The organism is Candidatus Regiella insecticola LSR1 (assembly GCF_000143625.1).
Classification (GTDB): domain Bacteria; phylum Pseudomonadota; class Gammaproteobacteria; order Enterobacterales; family Enterobacteriaceae; genus Regiella; species Regiella insecticola.
In genome coordinates this window covers 315,889-337,724 of record NZ_GL379592.1, presented here as the reverse complement: position 1 = coordinate 337,724, position 21,836 = coordinate 315,889, and the positions used below count along the sequence as shown (strand labels likewise).

Annotated in this window: 16 protein-coding genes, 1 tRNA gene, 1 other RNA gene and 3 pseudogenes; 9 read left to right on the top strand and 12 right to left on the bottom strand. The window is 42.2% G+C overall.

Annotated features, from left to right (window positions below):
• Positions 1-103 precede the first annotated feature (103 nt).
• Positions 104-844, bottom strand: a complete 741-nt coding sequence (gene bamD / locus REG_RS07355) for an outer membrane protein assembly factor BamD (protein WP_006705067.1) — start codon at positions 842-844, stop codon at positions 104-106.
• A 196-nt stretch (positions 845-1,040) separates the two neighbouring features.
• On the opposite strand from bamD, the gene rluD reads away from it, so the two are divergent.
• The 3 genes from rluD to REG_RS07340 all read left to right on the top strand — a co-directional run bounded on the left by rluD (position 1,041) and on the right by REG_RS07340 (position 4,127).
• Positions 1,041-2,018, top strand: a complete 978-nt coding sequence (gene rluD / locus REG_RS07350) for a 23S rRNA pseudouridine(1911/1915/1917) synthase RluD (RefSeq protein WP_006705066.1) — start codon at positions 1,041-1,043, stop codon at positions 2,016-2,018.
• Positions 2,011-2,778 carry a purine nucleoside phosphorylase YfiH gene (gene yfiH, locus REG_RS07345; protein WP_006705065.1) on the top strand — a complete coding sequence of 256 codons (768 nt, stop codon included), beginning with the start codon at positions 2,011-2,013 and terminating at the stop codon, positions 2,776-2,778. The genes rluD and yfiH overlap by 8 nt, the downstream gene beginning before the upstream one ends.
• A 389-nt stretch (positions 2,779-3,167) precedes the next feature.
• Positions 3,168-4,127 (top strand): hypothetical protein, encoded by a 960-nt coding sequence (locus REG_RS07340; RefSeq protein ID WP_006705064.1) that lies wholly within the window; start codon positions 3,168-3,170, stop codon positions 4,125-4,127.
• 67 nt (positions 4,128-4,194) lie between these two features.
• Here the strand turns inward: REG_RS07340 and REG_RS07335 are convergent, their stop codons facing one another.
• From REG_RS07335 to zapA, 3 genes are all read right to left on the bottom strand, one after another.
• Entirely contained in the window at positions 4,195-4,830 is a 636-nt protein-coding gene (locus REG_RS07335) for a 5-formyltetrahydrofolate cyclo-ligase (RefSeq protein WP_039907820.1), read from the bottom strand.
• Between the two features lie 31 nt (positions 4,831-4,861).
• Positions 4,862-5,047, bottom strand: a non-coding RNA gene (gene ssrS / locus REG_RS11340) — 6S RNA.
• An 82-nt stretch (positions 5,048-5,129) separates the two neighbouring features.
• A complete protein-coding gene (gene zapA, locus REG_RS07330; RefSeq protein ID WP_039907722.1) occupies positions 5,130-5,477 on the bottom strand; it encodes a cell division protein ZapA in 348 nt (115 codons plus the stop codon).
• Between the two features lie 122 nt (positions 5,478-5,599).
• Here zapA and pepP point away from each other — a divergent pair, with 122 nt between their 5' ends.
• The 3 genes from pepP to REG_RS07315 all read left to right on the top strand — a co-directional run bounded on the left by pepP (position 5,600) and on the right by REG_RS07315 (position 8,826).
• Positions 5,600-6,910 carry a Xaa-Pro aminopeptidase gene (pepP, locus tag REG_RS07325; protein WP_006705061.1) on the top strand — a complete coding sequence of 437 codons (1,311 nt, stop codon included), beginning with the start codon at positions 5,600-5,602 and terminating at the stop codon, positions 6,908-6,910.
• On the top strand, positions 6,910-8,091 hold the full coding sequence (ubiH, locus tag REG_RS07320; protein WP_006705060.1) for a 2-octaprenyl-6-methoxyphenyl hydroxylase: 1,182 nt from the start codon (positions 6,910-6,912) through the stop codon (positions 8,089-8,091). The genes pepP and ubiH overlap by 1 nt, the downstream gene beginning before the upstream one ends.
• Positions 8,092-8,436: 345 nt before the next feature.
• Positions 8,437-8,826 (top strand): transposase, encoded by a 390-nt coding sequence (locus REG_RS07315; protein ID WP_071985193.1) that lies wholly within the window; start codon positions 8,437-8,439, stop codon positions 8,824-8,826.
• Between the two features lie 105 nt (positions 8,827-8,931).
• Here REG_RS07315 and REG_RS07310 read toward each other — a convergent pair.
• From REG_RS07310 to REG_RS07290, 5 genes and pseudogenes are all read right to left on the bottom strand, one after another.
• Positions 8,932-10,221, bottom strand: a pseudogene (locus REG_RS07310) (tyrosine-type recombinase/integrase).
• A 163-nt stretch (positions 10,222-10,384) separates the two neighbouring features.
• Positions 10,385-10,470: transfer RNA gene (locus REG_RS07305), tRNA-Leu, on the bottom strand.
• A gap of 135 nt (positions 10,471-10,605) precedes the next feature.
• Positions 10,606-10,878 carry a hypothetical protein gene (locus tag REG_RS07300; protein WP_050749355.1) on the bottom strand — a complete coding sequence of 91 codons (273 nt, stop codon included), beginning with the start codon at positions 10,876-10,878 and terminating at the stop codon, positions 10,606-10,608.
• Between the two features lie 332 nt (positions 10,879-11,210).
• Entirely contained in the window at positions 11,211-11,936 is a 726-nt protein-coding gene (locus REG_RS07295; protein ID WP_039907720.1) for an amino acid ABC transporter ATP-binding protein, read from the bottom strand.
• A gap of 487 nt (positions 11,937-12,423) precedes the next feature.
• Positions 12,424-13,037: pseudogene (locus REG_RS07290) on the bottom strand (TfoX/Sxy family DNA transformation protein).
• Positions 13,038-14,156: 1,119 nt separating this feature from the next.
• Between REG_RS07290 and ompA the strand changes: the two are divergent.
• Together ompA and folE are read left to right on the top strand one after the other, a co-directional pair.
• Positions 14,157-15,206, top strand: a complete 1,050-nt coding sequence (ompA, locus tag REG_RS07285; RefSeq protein WP_039907819.1) for a porin OmpA — start codon at positions 14,157-14,159, stop codon at positions 15,204-15,206.
• A 125-nt stretch (positions 15,207-15,331) separates the two neighbouring features.
• A complete protein-coding gene (gene folE, locus REG_RS07280) occupies positions 15,332-15,985 on the top strand; it encodes a GTP cyclohydrolase I FolE (RefSeq protein ID WP_176603475.1) in 654 nt (217 codons plus the stop codon).
• A gap of 6 nt (positions 15,986-15,991) precedes the next feature.
• On the opposite strand, the gene sanA is transcribed toward folE, so the two are convergent.
• The 3 genes and pseudogenes from sanA to metG form a co-directional block, all read right to left on the bottom strand.
• Positions 15,992-16,708: an outer membrane permeability protein SanA gene (sanA, locus tag REG_RS07275; RefSeq protein WP_039907718.1), complete on the bottom strand. Its 717-nt coding sequence runs from the start codon at positions 16,706-16,708 to the stop codon at positions 15,992-15,994.
• Between the two features lie 314 nt (positions 16,709-17,022).
• Entirely contained in the window at positions 17,023-18,720 is a 1,698-nt protein-coding gene (locus tag REG_RS07270) for an NAD-dependent malic enzyme (protein ID WP_039907716.1), read from the bottom strand.
• Between the two features lie 13 nt (positions 18,721-18,733).
• A pseudogene (metG, locus tag REG_RS07265) lies at positions 18,734-20,383 on the bottom strand (methionine--tRNA ligase); the annotation flags it as partial.
• A gap of 451 nt (positions 20,384-20,834) precedes the next feature.
• On the opposite strand from metG, the gene ubiG reads away from it, so the two are divergent.
• On the top strand, positions 20,835-21,563 hold the full coding sequence (ubiG, locus tag REG_RS07260; protein ID WP_006705053.1) for a bifunctional 2-polyprenyl-6-hydroxyphenol methylase/3-demethylubiquinol 3-O-methyltransferase UbiG: 729 nt from the start codon (positions 20,835-20,837) through the stop codon (positions 21,561-21,563).
• Positions 21,564-21,836: the final 273 nt, after the last annotated feature.

The following is a 21,836-nucleotide window of genomic DNA, read 5'->3' as shown; positions in this document are numbered from 1 at the left end:
ATCCCAGTCATGTACTATCTGTACACTCCTGGGATTCGATTGATTGCCGCCTTGCCGTAACTCGAAATTCATTGGGTATAAAACGAACTAATTAGCGATACTTTCACTCTCCGCCGACTGGATTCGCCGCGATCAATTTGGCGACTTGATCTGCTTGTTCGTTTAATTGCAACCGTTCATAGGCATTTTTCATCAAGGGTAAAGCATCGCGGGTTGCTTGGGTATCAGGGTAGTTCTGCATCATCTGTTCTATACGGTTAACAACGGCGACATGAGCACCCCGTTTAGTGTAGTATCGTGCGATATCCAGTTCATGTTTAGCGAGTCGATTCTTTAAATATAACAGCCGTTTTTGGCTGTCCGTAGCGTATTGGCTGTCTGGATAATTTTCAATCAACTGAGTGAAATCACGGAAAGCAGCAAGTACATATATTGGATCACGATCTGAACGGTCAATACCAAAAAGGCCTTGTAGTGCACTGTCATCTAATGCCATATCGGTCAAACCACGCAGGTATAGCATATAGTCAATATTAGGATGTGTGGGGTTGAGACGCATAAAGCGGTCGATCGATACCAGAGCCATCGACAAATTTGCCGACTTGTAATAAGCGTAAATCAAATCAAACTGAACTTGTGATGAATACGCACTGAAAGGATAACGGCTATCTAAGGCTTCCAGTTGCGTAATGGCGCCCTGAAAGTTGCCACTCTGTAATTTTTGCTGAGCATCAGTGTAAAGCTCAGTAGGTGGACTGTCGGGAACAACGTCGTTACTGTTGGAGCAGCCCATCAACAATAAGCTCCAAATGGCGGTCGCGACCAGATATTTTATGCGTTTCATGACGTTTTATTATCCTCGGAGTGTTATTTTATTAAACTTTTTAGAGCCTGTTCCAAATCTTCTTGAGCGACGCTCTACCCTTCGCCTTTGAAGTAGAAGCCTCGCCCAATAGGGCAGGGAGCAGTCTCTGCAATAACTTATTATATTAAACGGCTTTGCCGTCAAAACCCAACGTTAACAAAAGAAGCCGCATATTATGGTACAAAAATTACAACTCAGCGCAACAGTCGCTGAATCACAAATTGGACAACGTTTAGATCAAGCTTTGGCTGAATTGTTTCCTGATTATTCACGCTCTCGTATCAAAGAATGGATCTTGGCAGATTGCGTCCTCGTCAATGGTAAAAAAATTAACACACCCAAAGGAAGAGTGCTTGGTAGCGAATCGGTCACCATTAATGCTGAAATCAAAGAAAATGTTCGTTCGATACCTCAACAGATCCCTTTAAATATTGTTTACGAAGATAACGATATTTTAGTCATTAATAAGCCCCGTGGTTTGGTTGTTCATCCCGGTGCGGGCAACGCTGATGGTACAATATTGAACGCACTACTGCACTATTATCCTGCCATCAGCAATGTTCCACGGGCAGGTATCATTCATCGTTTGGATAAAGATACGACTGGCTTAATGGTGGTCGCTAAAACCGTCCCCGCACAAACCCATTTGGTGGAGGCGTTACAAGCACGCAAAATCACGCGCGAATATGAGGCGATTGCTATCGGTAACATGATAGCCGGCGGAGCCGTTGAAGAGCCAATCGCTCGCCATGCCAGCAAACGAACACATATGGCGGTACATCCTATGGGCAAACCCGCAGTCACTCATTACCGCATTATGGAACATTTCAGAGCGCATACCCATCTTCGTTTACGTTTGGAAACAGGCCGTACTCATCAAATCCGCGTTCATATGTCTTTTATTAGACATCCGCTGGTGGGGGATCCACTCTATGGTAGCCGCGCATGTCATCCTAAGGGGGCATCTGATGCTTTTATCAAAATACTGCGGGGTTTTGATCGTCAAGCACTGCATGCCAGTATGCTCCGTTTAAAACATCCTATCAGTGGTATTGAAATGGAATGGCGAGCTGCTTTACCACAAGATATCGTTGATTTGATCTCGGCATTACAAGCAGATAAAAAAATAGTCGACGAGCAAAAATATGGATGAAAATGGCTTAATCATTCCTGCTTGGCCTGCCCCTGCCCCTGCCCCTGCCCCTGCCAATGTCAATGTCAAGGCTTTTAGCACTACCCGCCATGGCGGGATAAGCTTATCTCCCTATGATTCGCTTAATCTTGGTCTTGACGTAGGTGATGTTGCCGCTAACGTCATTGCTAACCGCCTGCGCTTAATGAAGCAAGCCAATTTACCTCATATGCCAATTTGGCTAGATCAGGTGCATGGCATCAAAGTACTCAATGTGGGTAAAGAATGTGGCCCAGATCGGCGAGCAGACGCCGCTTACAGCCAGATCCCTAAACAGGTTTGTGCGGTGATGACCGCTGACTGCTTACCGGTACTTTTTTGTTCATTCGATGGCAGCGAAGTTGCAGCAGCGCATGCTGGATGGCGGGGGCTGTGCGCAGGGGTGCTTGAGAGCACGTTGAGGCAATTTCGTGCTAAACCTTCTACTATTCTTGCGTGGTTAGGACCCGCTATCGGGTCACAACAATTTATTGTCGGGGCTGAAGTCAAGCAAGCATTTACCCGTATCGATGAGCAATCTAGCCTCGCCTTTACCCCTCATGACAACGACCCTGAGTATTCAGCAAATATCTATTTATTGGCAAAATTACGGTTACAAAAAGCAGGTATTGAAGCGATTTACGGAGGAGGGCGTTGTACTGTGACGGAATCCAGCCAATTTTTTTCTTATCGGCGTGAAGGTATCACCGGGCGGATGGCGAGCTTAATTTATATCTGTTGATTTAGCTAAGAGCCTATTCTGTTGGTTTATATACCCTTCGCCTTTCGAGTTACGGCGGCGTTGGCAGCTCGCACTCATCACAGTCATGTACTACCTGTACACTCCTGAGATTCGCTTGATTGCCGCCTTGCCGTAACTCGAAATTCATTGGGTATAGCCCCAACTTTAGTCGCGGTTTTTACTGTTTGGCAAGTTTTCCAAAAAAGTGCACTTTTAGCATCATGTTATCGCTTTTATCGGCGTAAAAGTTTAGCTTGATTGAGAGGTATTTATCTCCTCTGCGAATGCATGGTAATCCTCGTCTTTAACGTATTTCTTACTGCGGATATTTCTATAAAACATATTAATCTGAAAGAAACTTAATTTTTTAAATTAATAGATATAACCAGATGCTCTCGAATATTACAAATTGTCTCCCCATTGGGGTAACGCCGCTAGAGCGAAACTCAATACAACTATCAGAGCTGATAAAACGACTTGATTCTGTAAGAGCATCACCCATTCAATTAAAACAAGTACCAACCCCACTAGAAAAACCACTGACCCGATTGGAACAATCACTAATTTCAGAAATACTTGAGCTATGTCGAAAAGCATTTGAATTCATTGCTGAGAATAAAGTACATAAAAGAATTGAAAAGAGTATGGCAGGAGTGAAAATAGCTACGCTTGTTGCTACAGATCTAGGGGGTGAGATATCCACTCTAGGCCCAGCAGCTATGGGATTTGTTGCAGGATGGTTCAGCCTCGACTACATACCGGAGATAATAAAGCAAATAGAAAAAACAGCCTGTAGTTTGAATCAACAACATTTACATGACCCATCATTACAGCTTTTTTTGGCATCAATATCAGGAATGGCAGTCGGTAACCTAATCGCTTCTCTAAGTGGCGCTAAAAAGCATAGTATTGAGATTGCATCGGTTTTAGGCAGCCTATGCGGTGGTTTAGGAGCAATAACAGGGGATCCGGCAAAATATATGGAAATCATTACTTCTGTTAGTATCGCTCTTGGTCTTATAACAGGTTATTCCACATTAAAACCCTTTGGTCTTACTGGTCATTTCAAAATAAATACGCTAAAACTTGATCCCAGTTCGTGGATTAGGCTAGCAGCGACCATAATCGGTTCGGTTGTTGGAACACTACTCATTCGAAAAAAATTCATAAATGAAATAATATATTCAGCATATGATGTATTACCCATTGCTTTTTCTGCTACTACTGCTGGGTATAAAGGATGCTCTTTGACTTTTTTATTTTCAATATTTAACGCGGTAGATAAAGCAACCGAGGGACAGTTACAGCAAAAAATAGATTATTTGACTTGGCCACTTTGGGATAAATGATGGGATCTCAAGAATGGTCAATGGCCTGCATCAAATACCGAATGATATAGCTGAATCAGGATCCGCGTCACTCAGTAGGTTTCGCAAGAGGTCTAATAAATGGGTTTTTAAATTGCCAAACTTGGGCAGGGGTGATGACTTCAGGCAGTGGAATATCCCAATCTTCAGCCACCAGCTCATCGACTAACTGACAGTCATGCGCCAAGCCAATAGGATAAAAACCGCTTTGTTGCCAATATTGCAAGGTGCGATCATAAAAACCGCCGCCTCGTCCCAAACGCCTCCCTTGACGATCAAATGCCACCAAAGGGGTGAGAATAATATCTAATTCTGCTAACGGGAGCACAGTGCGTACGTCTAATTGAGGCTCAGGGATCTTGAAACGATTAACAATCAGTGGTGTGTTGGCATGGTAATGCAAAAATAAAAGATGACCCTTGCTGAAAGGATGTAAAACAGGGAGATAAACCTGTTTTTGTAGAAACCAAAGTTGTTTAATCAGAGGTTGAGTCTCTATCTCGCCATCACAAGAAAGAAAAACAGCAATATTCTTGGCGTGCTGGATTTTTTCATGATTAATCACTCGTCGAGTGACCATTTTTGCTGCAAATTCTTGCTGTTCTGGCAAAAGCGAAGCGCGCCGCTGGCGCATCTCAGACCTGATCTGCTGGCGTAATAAAATCTGCTGCGCGTTTAGCGTCATAAACGAATTGTTTACAAATAGATGAAATGAAGGGGTCTCCGCGAGATGCCGCTGTAGGCGGTAACCCTTGAACCAAGGGTTCAAGGCGAACGTAACGCCATAACCTTCAGGCTTCTCATTAGTACCGAGCATGCGCACAGGTAACGAGTCATCACATTCTTATTAGCATAAATATCGGCTCAGGGGATTGGCCCACTGGCAAACATCTCAGAGAATTTTTTTATGTACCACCGAAATCTATCACTCGACAGTAGACCTCTTTCGAAACTTACTGCGTGACAAAGGGTCTAGTATTTTATTCAAGTTGCCTGTTCCAGCGATTCAGAGATACAATTTTGATTCGGTAAAGCTTGTTCAATAACCTGTTGGAGCAATCTGATACGTTGTTCCATTTTATTTAAAAACTCAGCCTTTTTTATGTTTTCTTCACGCATTTTCTTTGTTTGCTGAGCAAGTTCATGACAGAGATTTAAAGCCGCGGTCAGCGCTAAACATTCCGTTTTATTGACCTTAGTACGATTTTTGAGATCATGCAATCGTTGTTCAAGATCTGCCGCCGCTGTATTTAACGCATCTTGTTGTTCTGGAGGACAATTAACCCTGAGTGAACGTCCAAAAATTTGAATATCTACCGGTTGTGCAGACATGTCACCTTCCTGCCTATATCTTTGTGCCAAATATCCAACACTAGAAAAAAAAGTATATCACAACATCATGTATCGCTTTATTCAACATAATCTCATTAATTAAAAAATTTCAAGGCAACGTAATGACGCAACAAGAATACCAAGAACGTCGCAAAAAACTGTTGGCTAAAATGGCAGACGGCAGTATCGCCATTATTTTTTCCGCCCCGATCCTATTCCGCAACAATGACTGTGAATATCCTTACCGTCAGAACAGTGATTTTAGTTATCTAACTGGTTTTCATGAGCCAGAAGCTGTATTGATATTAGTCAAAAATAGCGCAATTAACAATCAATGCGAATGCATGCTGTTTAATAGAGCGCGTGATCCTGCCGCTGAAATCTGGTCTGGGCGCCGTTTAGGGCAAGATCGTGCTCGTGATGAATTAGGCATTGAAAAAGTTTACCGTTTCGATGAATTTGATCAGCAATTACATTTGCTGCTGAGTCAGCATGCGATCCTTTATCATGCATTGGGACAATATGTGTATGCTGATCAAATCCTATTGACCACATTAGAACGCTTACGCCGTGGTTCACATGCACCATCAACATTAATTGATTGGCGTCCGCTATTGCATGAAATACGTTTATTTAAATCACCAGAAGAAATTGTTCTCATACGTCGTGCCGGAGAAATCAGTGCGAAAGCGCATCTACGTGCAATGAAAAAATGTCGTCCAGGGATGTTTGAATATCAACTCGAAGGTGAAATACAGCACGAATTTATCCAAAATGGCGCCCGTTTTCCGGCCTACAATACGATTGTTGGCAGTGGCGCTAATGGTTGTATTTTACATTACACTGAAAATGAATCTAAGCTGAGTGACGGCGATTTAGTGCTAATTGATGCGGGATGTGAATATCAAGGCTATGCTGCTGATATCACTCGTACCTTTCCGATTAATGGTAAATTTAGCCCGGAACAACGGGCACTTTATAATATTGTGTTGGCATCAATGAATACGGCATTGGCGTGGTATAAACCCGGTATCAGTATTGGTGAGGTCAACGAACAGGTAACCAGGATCATGATCACAGGTCTCGTTGAATTGGGGATCTTACAGGGTGACGTTGAATCATTGTTAGAAAATAAAGCGCATCGCCCTTTCTTTATGCATGGTTTAAGCCATTGGTTAGGAATGGATGTTCATGATGTTGGCGATTACGGCGAAAATAAGAATCGAAAATTGCAAAGCGGCATGGTGTTAACCGTCGAGCCCGGTCTGTATATCGCCGCCGATGCGTCTGATGTTCCAGAAGAATATAGAGGCATCGGTATTCGTATTGAAGACAATATTCTGATCACTGAAGAGGGTAATGAAAATTTAACGGCAGGCGTTGTAAAAGAGGTGGAGGACATTGAAATGTTAATGGCATCCGCAGCGAACTGATGACGATTATTATTGTTGGGGCGGGGATGGCAGGCGCCACCTTAGCATTAGCTATTTCATCTTTAAGTCATGGCAAAATTCCGATTGCTTTAGTGGAAACGCTTTCGCCCGATAACACAAGTCATCCTGGCTTTGACGCTCGGACGATTGCTTTGACACAAGGAGCCTGTCAACAATTAACCGATTTAGGCATTTGGCCGACGCTGGTGGATTGTGCGACCGCGATAACGCACATTCAGGTGAGTGATCGGGGTCACGCTGGTTTGGTTAATTTGTCGGCTGAAGATTATGGTATAGCGGCACTGGGGCAGGTTGTTGAATTGCCTGAAATGGGTAAACGGTTATTTTCGCTATTGGCGCAAGCGCCCTGCGTTAGCTTATTTTGCCCGGCCAAAGTGGTCGAAGTGACAAGAACAGAGAAAACAGCCAGGGTCACTTTAGATAATGGGCAGCAATTAACGGGTAAATTACTGGTTGCTGCCGATGGCTCTGGTTCATTATTGGGTCGTGCATGTCACATTCAGTGGCAACAGCAAGACTATCAACAGATAGCCGTTGTCGCCAATATTATGACGGAAAAAAAACCGGTAGGATGGGCTTTTGAACGCTTTACTTGTTCTGGCCCCTTGGCGTTATTACCAATGTCACAACAGCGCTGTTCACTGGTTTGGTGTCATAATGAACGGGATCGTGAACAGGTGGGTAATTGGTCTGATTCTCGTTTTTTATCGGAATTACAACAAGCTTTCGGTTGGCGCTTAGGAAAAATATTACAAGTGGGCAAGCGGTATAGCCATCCTCTGCATTTATTGACTGCATCGCGTCATATTAGCCATCGCGTCGCATTAGTGGGGAATGCGGCGCAAACATTACATCCGATTGCTGCTCAAGGGTTTAATCTCGCCTTGCGGGATGTGATCGCTTTATCTAACAGCATTGTGCAAGCCGTTCAGGCGGGTGTCGATCCGGGAGAATATCGGGTTTTGAGTGAATATGAATCAGGGCGGCGTCACGATCAGCAGGCAACCATCAAGGCGACGGATGGTTTAATTCGTTTATTTGCTAATAATGACTTCCCTTTGGTTATCGGGCGTAATCTGAGTTTACTCGCTATGGCACAGATACCCTGCATGCGGCATGCCTTTATTCGGCAGACGTTTAAAAATGCGATAAGGCGTTAGCGCATTTATGCGTTGTAGCCTGTATAGAAACCCTGAAGAACCGATAAAAGTAGTCTATTCTGTCATTAATAATTTTTTTAGGTTAATAGTGAAATGAAAACGAAATCGACGAGACGAGCCGACTTTTTAGCGCAAATGAATAAGATAGTTCCCTGGGAAAAAAATTCTAGCCAAACTCAGTCGTCATTACCCGAAGGCAAGCCCTAAAGGCGGGATGGGTGTGAGTGCCAGGGGTATCTGTGATGCCTTAAAGCGGGCGGGTTTTAGCTATAAAAAAAACATTTTATCCCCCCAAAGCCGACGTCCAAGCTCGAAAAGATTTTCAGACTAAGCTCCAGGGCTAACGTGGATGAAAGCGGTTTTGCTCATGATATGCCGCGTCTTTATGGTTATTCAGTGAAAGGGAAGCGCTGTTACGGCCAACACGATTGCCATGCCAAAGCACGTACTAATGTCATTGGTGCACAGCTTAACGGAAAATTAACTACGGTTTGTACCTTCGACTGCCATATCAACAGCGATATTTTTTATGCCTGGGTCACCCAAGATTTACTGCCAAAATCCCCTCCAGGGGCAGTCCTTGTGATGGATAATGTGCGCTTCCATAAACGCCAAGACATCCAGACTGCTATACAGAAAGCTGGCTTTATTCTCGAATATCTCCCCACGTATTCTCCTGACATGAATCCCATTGAGCACAAATGGGCTCAAGCTAAAGCCCTTCGCAGAAAGTGACTATGTGATATCGATACCTTGTTTTCTGACCCTTTATTTTAAATCAATTTATACCGCATAAGCCATAATGCCTATTTCAGACTAGCACCGTCTACTCACCCAGCGCTAAGCTGACTGGCTAAATAGCCTTTGCATCACATTTTTCGTCCGTGCAAATTCATAGGGGGTGATGGCGCAGTCTCTATTCGCATCCAGATAATCTGCCCACCATTGCACCATTAAACGTCTTTCTTCTAGGTGTTCAGATGTGTGGATGTACGCCGCACGAACCCCATTGCGCTCTGTATGGCTCATTTGGCGCTCTATAGCATCTTCAGCCCATAGACCTGATTCCCCCCCATAGCACCCCGAGCCATCGTCCTGAATCCATGCCCACACACTTCCGTTTGTGTGTTATAGCCCATCACTCGCAATGCATTATTCACCGTGTTCTCACTCATTACCCTGCTTGGATCATGGTCGCCCGGGAAAAGTCGTTGATTATCTCTGCTCAGTTCTTTGAGTTGCTGTAAAACATCCATCGCTTGCCTACTCAACGGGACAAGGTGAGCCGTTTTCATTTTCATACCACGGTAAGAATACCGTACCCCTTTGATTGGCTCACGCTCACCGGGGATTTCCCAGACAGAGCGATCAAAGTCAATCTCATGCCAGCATGCAAAACGTAGCTCACTAGAACGAACAAAAGTGAATAAAGTCAATTCCACTGCCAAACGTGTCATTTTTCTGCCACGATAACCGCTTATGCGGGCTAATAATTCAGGAAATCGACCAGGTGGCAATGCGGGGTAATGCTTAACTTTAGTTGTCGATAACGCTCCCGCCATATCTGTAGCGGGATTGCTATCGATAATGGTTTTGTACAGCATAACGCATAATAGCCGTCACTCGCTGCTGAAGTCGTTGTGCTACATCGTGTTTTCCTGACTCATCCACCACCCGAATAGGTGCTAATAGATGACTAGTCTTTAACTGACGGATATCCGTTTTACCGAGATGAGGAAAAATATATTGTTCAAGACTACGCAGTACTAGTGCCCTATTATATTCACCCCATCGTTTATTACTGGCGTGCCATCTTCGTGCTATTTTTTCAAAAGTGAATTCACCTGTTACTGCTGCTTGTGTTTCCCTCTTTACTGCTTTGGGATCGACACCGTTGGCAATGAGTTTTTTCGCTTCATCACGTTTAGCCCGAGCATCAGCAAGTGAAACCAGCGGATAAACACCAAAGGCTAATCTATCTTCTTTTTTATCGGTAGGTCGGCGGTATTTCATGCGCCAATATTTTGAGCCGCGAGGAGTGACCTCTAGATACAATCCTCCACCGTCAGTGATTTTATAGGGTTTATCCTGGGGTTTTGCTGTCTCTATCTGTCGGGCATTGAGTTTCATTGGGGGCACATTATTTATCGAATCGGCTGATGCCCCCAATTATGCCCCCACTTGAAGGTAGAATGCAATGGACGACGGTTGACCTTGGTAGACTGGTTTTGTTGGATATATTAATGAGTTACGGGGAAAAATAGACTTGAGTAGACCGCTGTAAAATTGTTAATGGTGCCGAAGGCCGGAATCGAACCGGCATGCCCAGAAGGCGGTTGATTTTGAGTCAACTGCGTCTACCGATTTCGCCACTTCGGCACTGAAATACTATACTGCTTGAAGCGGGATGGATTATACCGTTCATTGTCGTGTATGCAACTATTATTCTATTCATGGCCATCTAACTGTTGAAAAAATGGCACTACGACATACGGATATCGAATTTTATTTATGTTATGGAGTACTGTTAAGGAGATAAAACATCGGCCACATTTGCTGAGATTCCCAGCAGGGAATGCCCAGACCAGTTTGCGTATCCACACCAATATGCACTTTCATACCAAAGTAACACTGATTGCCTTTACCGGCGGCTTTCATGTCAGAATCGCGGCCATTTTGCCGGTTTTTAGTTGAGCCAGGTACATGAATACGCGTGGCACCAACAATGCCGCCCCGTTTGATAAAAAGCTTGCGTGAAGATAAATACGCATTGATCTCCTCACACAACGATTCGCTTAAAGCGTATTTTTCCAGCCAGTGTCAAAAATACAGGATCGTAATTTTCTCAGGAATAGCATCAATGGAAATACCGGTAAATTGACATAATAAAGGGATGTCGTATAACGCTTCTTAGCGCCTATTCGAAATCTCTTGTACTCACTGATACTTTGTCAAAAAAGGCGCCTTTACACACGCCCCTGTAAATAAAAAAGCGACCGGGTTTTTACATCCTTTTTCATTCAGGAATGATTTCAAATAGCGCTAGGGTCATCTCTCTTCTGATCCTTAATTAATAAGCAATAATAGGTGACGGAGTTTCGAAAAAGGGTGCTTATCGCTTAATGTATAATTTTCGCCAAAAAATCTTTAGCACGATCAGATTTGGGGTAATTGAAAAAATCATTTTTATTACTATCTTCAACAATTCTACCTTCATCCATAAAAATAACTCGGTCAGCAACTTTACGAGCAAAATCCATTTCGTGGGTTACCACCATCATGGTCATACCTTCATCCGCTAATTCGACCATGACATTCAATACTTCATTAATCATTTCCGGATCGAGTGCAGAGGTAGGTTCATCAAATAATATTGCAATAGGATCCATACATAAGGCTCTTGCAATAGCGACACGTTGTTGCTGACCACCAGACAATTGGGCTGAAAATTTTTCTGCATGAGAAGCAAGCCCTACACGGTCTAGTAATTGCGTACCTTTCTCATAGGAAATAGTTTTATTGCGTTTGAGTACTTTCATCTGTGCTAGAGTCAGATTTTGAATAATAGAGAGGTGTGGAAATAGTTCAAAGTGCTGAAATACCATGCCAATTTTAGATCGTAATTGTGCTAAATTGATATTTTTATCGTTAATGGAAATGCCATTAACAGTAATATTTCCTTTTTGAATAGGTTCTAGGGCATTAACCGTCTTAATTAAAGTAGATTTTCCTGAACCTGAAGGGCCACACACTACTACTACTTCACCTTTTTTTACCTCAGTAGAGCAGTTTATTAAAACTTGAAAATTGTCATACCACTTAGATACATTTTCTAGGGAAATCATAAACAATCCTTCTAGGTGACTTCTCCCCGCCCTATTGGGAGAGGTTTCTCACTTTAAAAGCCGCCACTTGTGCATGACAAGTCTAGAGCCTATTCAAAATCTCTTATACTCGCTGATACTTCGCAAAAACGAGCTCAAAATGCTCATTTACTCTCTTGTTTTGTACAAAAAAGACAACTGCGCTTTTTCGCTCGTTTTTTCCTTGTCTGAGCGCAGCTCAAAGAAGATTTCGAATAGGCTCTTACGCAGGCCTCCATGGGCAGAAACGACGAGACCCGCGGCGCCTGTAATTCAAATATGCTTTGCTGCTTGATATTCAGCGCGGCGTTAATGTAGCCATCCTTAAGCCCTCGAGCTTTTTACCTTATATCCCCGCCCGTATTCAGCGAGGGTTTACGGCGAATTTTGCTAAATAATAAATTATGAATATGGGGATGTATAGGAAATCATCACTACTAATCTAAAATCTTCTACTCAAGATCTCTGATTAATGAGTGCTAACTATCGACCCCTTTATCCCCTCAAACCACTCAAGTAATTCATGGCGAAGAATTTTGGGTAATACCGCATATTAATAGCTCCAGCCAGTGCTAACAGTATATTCACACCCAACGAACTTTTGAGTGCACGGAGTTGTAAATAACTTGATTTTGCACCTTTAAGCCGCAATTCACTAACATTTTTAATTCCTACTTTCCACAATAATCGCTCAATACCAATACTTAAATTAGGTAAATCCTTTAGCCTAAGTGCTCTATATTTTTTATTTAGCGCTTCAGTTACAGCACCCTGATAGGCAAGTTGAACAAAATTAATCAAGGTATCGTTATCCATCTATAATGCTGGGTCAACCCAATAGTAACGCAACAAAACGGGTATTCCACGCTTAGCATAAACTAAATTGGGCATGTTACGCTCAATAAATAGGTGTTCAACATTATCGTTGGCTCTTAAATAAAGCTCACCTTCGGAGACAAGTGCAAACATGACATTATTAGATAGCAAACCATATCCCCCAAACTGGGAACGAGAAGTGATAGGCTCAAGAAAGGTAAAATCTGTCTTAATCCGAGCGATTACTTTTTCTGATAAGTGCTTCATTTAACTGCTCCTTTCGTAGAATTAAAATCACTATTCCGTTGTAATAAGTGTTACAGGAACAACTAATATAAAAAATACGCAATATGCACCAGGTATCCAAATACAAAGTGCGTTTTCATCCACTTACATCACAATTCTGCGAAGCGCTTTGAAAAATTGACTATATCTTCAACACGACATTGAAAAATATGTTTAAATACGGGTTAAGTAATATGAAGCTGACTAACATATATCCACAGTCCTTCAAATTACCTCTTGAGCAGCCAGGAAGTGAGACCGATGAGCATAGACATACTAGCTGATTCGGGCAAATCCCCGCCGCCAACAACACGGCAGCTTCAAGGGCGAAGGGGATACACAAGTACATGAGGATTGCGAGCACCGCGCAACACCCGAATTCACACCACGCAATATGGCCGAATCAGTTTAATTTGATTCAAGGCAAGGAGTGCAGACAGTACAAATAGCACGGCAAGCGACGACAACACAGAATCAAATTAAAATGATTTGGCTATAGGTTTTGCAAGAAGTCTAAAGTATCAGCGAGCACAAGAAATTTCGAACAGACCCTAACAGGAATCCTTCCATGAATTTCAGCTAAGGAGAGTGTCAAGGTTCTTTATGTGAATCAAGGTGTCCAAGGCGCGCAGCGACCACGCTGTCAACAGCGGTATATGAAGATTACGAACGCTGCGTAGCATAAAATTTTCGGCCGTCAATATGGTTTTGCACAAAAAGTCTATTTCACCGTGGCATTTTAGTACGCCTCAGCTTGATGCGAAAAAATTTAACAATTTATTATGTTAAACATAAAAAATATCTATAAAACTAAGTAAAGCGGGCTTTACTGGTTGAATTTATGCTGTAAATATCGTTAATTTATGACAATAATCATTAAACTTTAGATATAATTTCATGTTTTTTTAGGGCGCTTCACCACATCATACTTGTAAGTTTTCTACTACGTTGTAGACTTTACATCGCCGGGGTTGCTTTATAATGCCAAATTACACTGGCAACGTCATAAACGGGAGCATAAAAATCTTGGCGAAAATTTTAATCAAGAGCTTAAATAATGTTTCAGGCTCATTGCCTATTTGGATGATAACGAGGCGTAAAATGAAAAATACAGCTATAGCATTAGCAGTGGCACTGGCTGGTTTCGCTACTTTAGCGCAAGCCGCCCCTCGCGATAACACTTGGTACGCTGGCGCTAAAGTAGGTTGGTCTGGGTACCATGATACACTTATGAACCATACTTACAAAGGTGTGGGTGATGGTTCAACTCGAAAAGATCAATTGGGTGCCGGTGCGTTTTTAGGCTATCAGATAAACCAATATCTTGGCTTAGAAATGGGATACGATTGGTTTGGTCGCATGCATTACAGCGGCGATGTCAAGAATGGCGCTTTTAAAGCACATGGGGTTCAACTTGCAGCTAAACTGAGCTACCCGGTCTTAGAAGATCTGGATGTTTATACTCGTCTGGGGGGTATGCTTTGGCGTGCTGATTCTACAGGTAACCTCGGCGACCCTAGAAAAAAAATTAGAGATTATGATATAGGTGTTTCTCCAGTAGCTGCCGTGGGTCTTGAATACGCCCTTACCCAAAATTGGGTAACACGTTTGGACTACCAGTTCGTTAATAATATGGGTGATGAAGCCACTCTTGGTACTCGTCCAGATAACACTAATCTAAGTTTGGGTGTGGCGTATCGTTTTCAAGATGCACCGATAGTACCGGTAATTCCGCCTACACCAGCAGAGCCTGAGAGATTCACTTTGAACGCGGATGTTTTATTTGATTTTAACAAGTCTGCGCTAAAACCAGAAGGTCTGACACAGCTGGATGATCTGTATAGCCAGTTAAGCAGCATCAATCCTAAAAATGGTAGTGTGCTGGTGTTAGGTTATACTGATCGTATGGGTAAAGAGGCATATAATCAAGCACTGTCTCAAAGACGCGCACAAAGTGTTATGGATTATCTGATTACTAAAGGCATCCCAGCTGATAAAATATCAGCGCGGGGTATGGGTGAAGCAAACCCAGTAACAGGCTCTACTTGTGGTGACGATATGAAAAGAGCAGCGAAGATTGAGTGCTTGGCTCCAGATCGGCGCGTAGTAATCGAAGTAAAAGGTGAAAAAGAAGCGGTTGTTCAGCCATAAGCTGAATCAATTTCTTATGTATAAAACCCTGCAATGCGGGGTTTTTTTATTTAAAAAAGCGGTGGGAAAAAATAATGCCGTTGCTAAGTGAAGAAATGAGCCAAATAAATAAAAAAGCAGAAAAAATGAATAAAGAAGCAGAAAAAGTCCGTGATGCGCTGAAAAAAGAAGGCCTTGAAACACCATTATCAGGTGAAGTGTTAGATGCTAAAACGCGTAAAAAATGTATTGAAGAGAATATGAAAGAAATTATGGAGTTACTTAACCTTAATTTAAACGATGATAGCTTGGCTGAAACACCGAATCGAATAGCTAAAATGTACGTTGATGAGATTTTTTCCGGGTTAGATTATGCTAATTTTCCTAAAATTACTCTCATTGAAAATAAAATGAAAATCAATGAAATGATTACAGTCCGCAATATTACCTTGACGAGTACCTGTGAACATCATTTTGTTGCCATTGACGGTAAAGCAACCGTTTCTTACATTCCAGAAAATTGTATTATTGGTTTATCAAAGATTAACCGTATCGTCCGTTTCTTTGCTCAACGGCCACAAGTGCAGGAGCGGCTAACACAACAGATTTTTCTGGCGTTAAAGACTTTACTTAATACGGAAAATATAGCGGTATCGATTGATGCGGTTCATTTTTGTGTCAAAGCCAGAGGGATCTGTGATGCGACCAGTGCAACCACCACCACTTCTCTCGGTGGATTATTTAAATCTAATCAAAGTACGCGGCAAGAATTTTTACGGGCAGTTAATAATAACGATTAATTCAACTTAATGATTTTTTCTTTTCTCTATGCTTCTTTCCCGCCCTAATTCACTCAGTTCAGGATATCCTGTATCACTGGGAATAATTACCGCGGGAATTTGGATCTTTGGGCCAAGAAAGCGCGGTTCACGTTTAAAAATGTAGAGATCAGCAAAGGTGCTAAAGCGTGCAAAAACTTCACGTATGCGAACTAAAAACATATTTTTAGGCGATGGGATAGCATAACATTGCGCTTGTAAACCCATATAAAACGCAATAAATAATGCCCGTTCACAATGAAAGCGTTGAGTAATAATAGTAAAATCATTGGTAGCGAAGACTTTATGTGTCCGCACGATAGAGTCTAGGGTACGAAATCCGGCGTAGTCCAATACGATGTCAGCTGGAGCAACACCGGCGGTGATCAAGTCACGGCGCATCGTTTTCGGTTCGTTGTAATTGTGCTGCGCGTTATCACCACTCAGTAATAAATAGCTTATTTTTCCGCTGTTATAGGCATTAAGTGCGCCCTGCATACGGTAGCGATAAAATTGATTAATCACCCCCCTACGATAATATTTTGCGGTGCCTAAAACCACACCAACCTCTCGATGTGGTAATAATTGAACTTCTTCATAGATATAAAGCGTCGTTTTCCAACTCACCCAACGATCAATGGCTATCGCCATTATTATAAAAATCCCGAAAATGACTAATAAGCTAATTATTATACGCTTTAACATTATGTCACCTTCGCACATTGCTTTAATTAATCTGTCACTAGGCTACTGCAGCTAACAGGATGAAGCAAGGCTCACTACAGCACTGAACAAATGATCTCCATTAAAGAGTGATACTGATCACAGTGTCGGGCTTCTATTTCAGTGGACAGCCTAAGAGCCTATTCCAAATCTTCTTGAGCGACGCTAAGACAAGGAAAAAATGGGCGAAAAAGCGTAGTTCCTTTTTGTACTTAATGAAGAGCGTAAATGAGCATTTTTAGCTCGTTTTTGACGAAGTATCAGCGAGCGCAAAAGATTTCGAACAGGCGCTAAGATCAAAAGGAGGTTCTTTTATACATACGATATTGTGGCCGCCAATAATTACTTTTGATAGATTCAGCTAAAGCTTGCTCGGATACCATTATTGCCACCCCTTCTGCTTGTGCTTTTTTACCTACCTGCATAGCAATCTCTTTTGATACTTTTTGGATATCATTTATATCAGGCAATAAGGCACCTTTCCCATCAATGGCCAATGGCGAAAGATCCGCCAGGGCAAGACTTGCCGCCATCAACATACCATCAGTGATTTTACGGGCGTTTGATGCTAATACACCTAAACCAATTCCGGGGAAAATATAAGAATTATTACATTGGGCAATAGGGTAAAGTTGTCCTTTATAACTTACTGGTGGAAATGGACTCCCAGTCGCGACAATTGCTCTGCCTTCTGTCCAAGTAATAATATTCTCTGGCAGCGCTTCAACTTTTGACGTCGGGTTGGATAATGGCATGATAATAGGACGTTTACAATCATGGCACATGGCGCGGATAAGTTCTTCATCAAACAGCCCTGGCTGACCAGAGACACCAATTAAAACGGTAGGTTTAGCATTACGTATCACATCTAATAAGGAAATCTTATCAACCGGTAAGCCCCAGCTTTGTAACTTATCACTGCTTTGTTGCAATTTACTTTGAAAATCGAGTAAGTGAGATGATTTATCAGTCATTAAACCAGAGCGGTCTACCATAAAGATCCGATTACGGGCTTCTACTTCACTCAATCCTTCTGACCGCATCTGCGCGATAATTTGTTCCGCGATCCCACAACCCGCCGAACCGGCACCAAGGATAGCCACGGTTTGATCACGTAGCTGACAGCCCGCCGCCCGACTAGCGGCAATTAAACTACCGAGTGTCACTGCCGCTGTTCCTTGAATATCATCATTGAAACAACATAGTTCATCACGGTAGCGATTTAACAATCGGGTGGCATTTTTTTGAGCAAAATCTTCAAATTGCAAGAGTACATTCGGCCAACGACGTTTTATCGCTTGAATAAATAGATCAACAAAAGCATCATATTTATCATCCTCAATACGCCGATGTTTCCAGCCCATATACAGAGGATCGCTTTGTAATTTTTCATTATTGGTGCCAACATCAAGTACCACCGGCAATGTATAGGCGGGACTAATACCGGCACAAGCCGTATAAAGTGAAAGCTTACCAATAGGGATCCCCATACCACCAATGCCTTGATCACCTAAGCCAAGAATACGTTCACCATCCGTAACCACTATCACTTTTACATTTTGTTTAGTGGCATTTTGTAACATGTCATCAATATGAACACGGTTAGGATAAGAGATAAATAACCCTCGTGCGCGCCGATAGATAGCCGAAAAATTTTTACAAGCTTCACCAACAGTAGGAGTATAAATAATAGGCATCATTTCACTAAGATGCGTGTCGAGTAGGCGGTAGAATAGTGTTTCGTTAGTGTCTTGGATACTACGTAGATAGATATGTTTATCATTGTCATTATTAAGCGCTTGATATTGTTGATAGGCGCGCTGAGTTTGAGCCTCTATTGTTTCTACTTCTTTGGGCAGTAAACCATGCAGATTAAAATGGTTACGTTCATCTTCTGTAAAGGCGCTTCCCTTATTGAGTAATGAAAACTCCAGCAGTATCGAGCCGGTGTAAGGAATATAAAGTGGGCGTTTACTTTCGCATTCAAGTTCCATCGGTTTTACTCTCAAGATTTTCTTTCGATGAATTGACCATTTGGTTAACTTTATCTAAATCAATACGGTTAAACAGGGCGTTAAATTTATTTATTTGATGGTTCAACAAGGGGAAAGCAAGCTTATCCCAATCCAATTCACTGTTTAGAAAAGCTTGGCTGCGAGTACTTAAGCTTGGCATAACAGGTTTGAGGTAGATCATCAGTACTCGAAATAAGTTGATTCCCATAGAACAAATCATTTGCAAATCTGTGGTGCGACTCGCGTCTTTTGCCACCACCCAGGGGGCCTGTTCGTCTACATAACGATTAGCTAAATCAGCCAACGCCATAATTTCGCGGATAGCTTTACCGCTTTCACGGTTATCATAGGCTTGTGCAATAGTAACAGCTGCATCAGTAAAGGTTTTATACAGCGCCGCATCAGCAAGCTGATGCGCTAACTTGCCAGCAAATTTTTTATTAATAAAACTCGCATTGCGGGCAGCTAAATTGACCAATTTATTAACGACATCGGTATTAACCCGTTGCACAAAGTCTGCTAAATTTAAATCTATATCATCAATACGAGAAGATAACTTAGCCGCATAATAATAACGTAGACAATCAGGATCAAAATAGTTCAGATAAGTGCTCGCTTTAATAAAAGTGCCTCGTGATTTAGACATTTTAGCGCCATTAACCGTGACATAACCGTGAACAAATAAGTTAGTTGGTTTACGAAAACCACTTCCGTCTAACATCGCTGGCCAAAATAAACTGTGAAAATACACAATATCTTTACCGGTAAAATGATATAAATCAGTAGTCGCACCTTCACACCAAAATGCATTAAAATCCAGATCGCTGCGTTTGCTACAGAGATTTTTAAATGCACTCATATAACCGATAGGAGCATCTAACCAAACGTAAAAATATTTACCAGGCGCATCGGGTATTTCAAAACCAAAATAGGGTGCATCGCGCGTTATATCCCACTGCTGTAGACCTGATGTAAACCATTCCTGCATTTTATTGGCAACTTGTTCTTGCAAGGTTCCTGAATGGATCCAACTTTGCAGCATGTCACTAAAAGCAGGTAGATCGAAAAAAAAATGTTCAGATTCACGTATCAGGGGGACAGCGCCAGAAAGTGTAGATTTTGGATCCATCAACTCTATCGGGCTGTATGTTGCACCACAGGCTTCACAATTATCACCATATTGGTCTGGGGATTGACACTTTGGGCAACTGCCTTTCACAAAGCGATCCGATAAGAACATTTCTTTTTCAGGATCATACAATTGAGAAATAATACGCTTTTTGATATAGCCTTTTTCTTTCAAACGACAATAAATTAACTTTGATAGTTCCAGATTTTCTTCGCTATGGCTGGAGTGATAATTATCATAGCTGATGGAGAAACCAGCAAAATCCTGTTGGTGCTCCTGGTTCATTTCCGCAATCATTTGCTCTGGCTTTAGCCCTAGCTGCTGTGCTTTTAACATAATAGGTGTGCCATGTGCATCATCCGCACAGATAAAATAAACCTCGTTGCCACGCATTCGTTGATAGCGAACCCATATATCAGCCTGAATGTGTTCAAGCATGTGGCCAAGATGAATAGAGCCGTTAGCGTAGGGTAATGCGCACGTTACCAATATTTTTTTTGCCATTTTATCCATAAGAGAATATTTTTAACCGTGATTTGCATTAAACGATGCCAAATGTTAACCGATCATACCCTTGGTCGCTAGCTGTGTTGATGTTTGATTATTATTTGCATGATAATTAAGTGAAAGAAAGCCTTGTCTGTCATTTACACGAAAATGTTTTATTTGTTTTTAATAGACCTCTTTGGAAACCGTAGTTCGTTATGTGGAGTCAAGGCGCCCGGTGCACAGCAACCTTCGTTAACATAAAGTACATGAGGATTGCGCGCACCGGACAACGCAGGATCCGTATCACGCAGTAGGTTTCCGAAGAGGTCTAATGAATGATTTTACATTAGGGGCACTAAGAGCCTGTTCCAAATCTTCTTGAATGATACTCAGACGAACACAAAAGATTTCAAATGGCTCTTAGTAATTCATGTGTATAATTTTCCTCAACGATCAATTCAAGAGATACTGATTTATGCACGCCAAACTCACCAATAATCCACCTAACATTGATCAACAAGAAATAGCTAAATTTGCGGCAATCGCGTCTCACTGGTGGGATTTACAAGGTGATTTAAAATCGCTTCACCGCATTAATCCATTGCGCCTTAACTATATTTTACAACGCGCAGAAGGTATTTTTGCGAAGAAAGTATTAGATGTTGGTTGTGGTGGCGGTATTCTCGCAGAAAGTATGGCCAGAGAAGGTGCAGAGGTGACTGGACTGGACATGGGTAGCGAACCGTTACAAGTAGCACGATTGCACGCCTTAGAAAATAAAGTACAACTCAATTACATTCAGCAAACAGTCGAAGAGCATACAAAAACCCACAGGGAACAATACGATTTAGTCACTTGCATGGAGATGCTAGAACATGTTCCTGATCCCGCATCGGTGGTGCATGCTTGCGCGCAATTAGTTAAACCCGGGGGACATGTTTTTTTCTCTACCATCAATCGCAATATTAAATCCTGGTTAATGGCAAAAGTTGCAGCGGAATATATTTTACGCCTGGTTCCGAAAGGGACACATGATGCGAAAAAGTTTATCCGACCGGCGGAACTAATAGGATGGCTAGAGTCAACATCATTAATTGAACGTCACATCATTGGACTACATTACAATCCATTCAATGATAATTTTAATCTGGGTTACAAGGTAGACGTTAATTATATGTTGCATACACAACGACACCATCATTAAACCTCTTTCCAAACCTACTGCGTGACGCGGATCCTGCGGTGCCCGCTGCGCGCAATCCTCATGTTTATGGCAACGAAGGTTGCTGTGCGCCAAGCGCCTTGCATTAGCCTCACTCGCTACGGTTTGGAAAGAAGTCTATTAAAAAAAAACCTTTCTGCAGCCTGAGCTGAAGAAAGGTTGCCAATTCCGGCCTAATACCAGGGAAGAGGCTAATATACGCCATTTATAAGTAAAATCTACCTTTTTATTTGCCAGCCAGGGCAATAACATTTT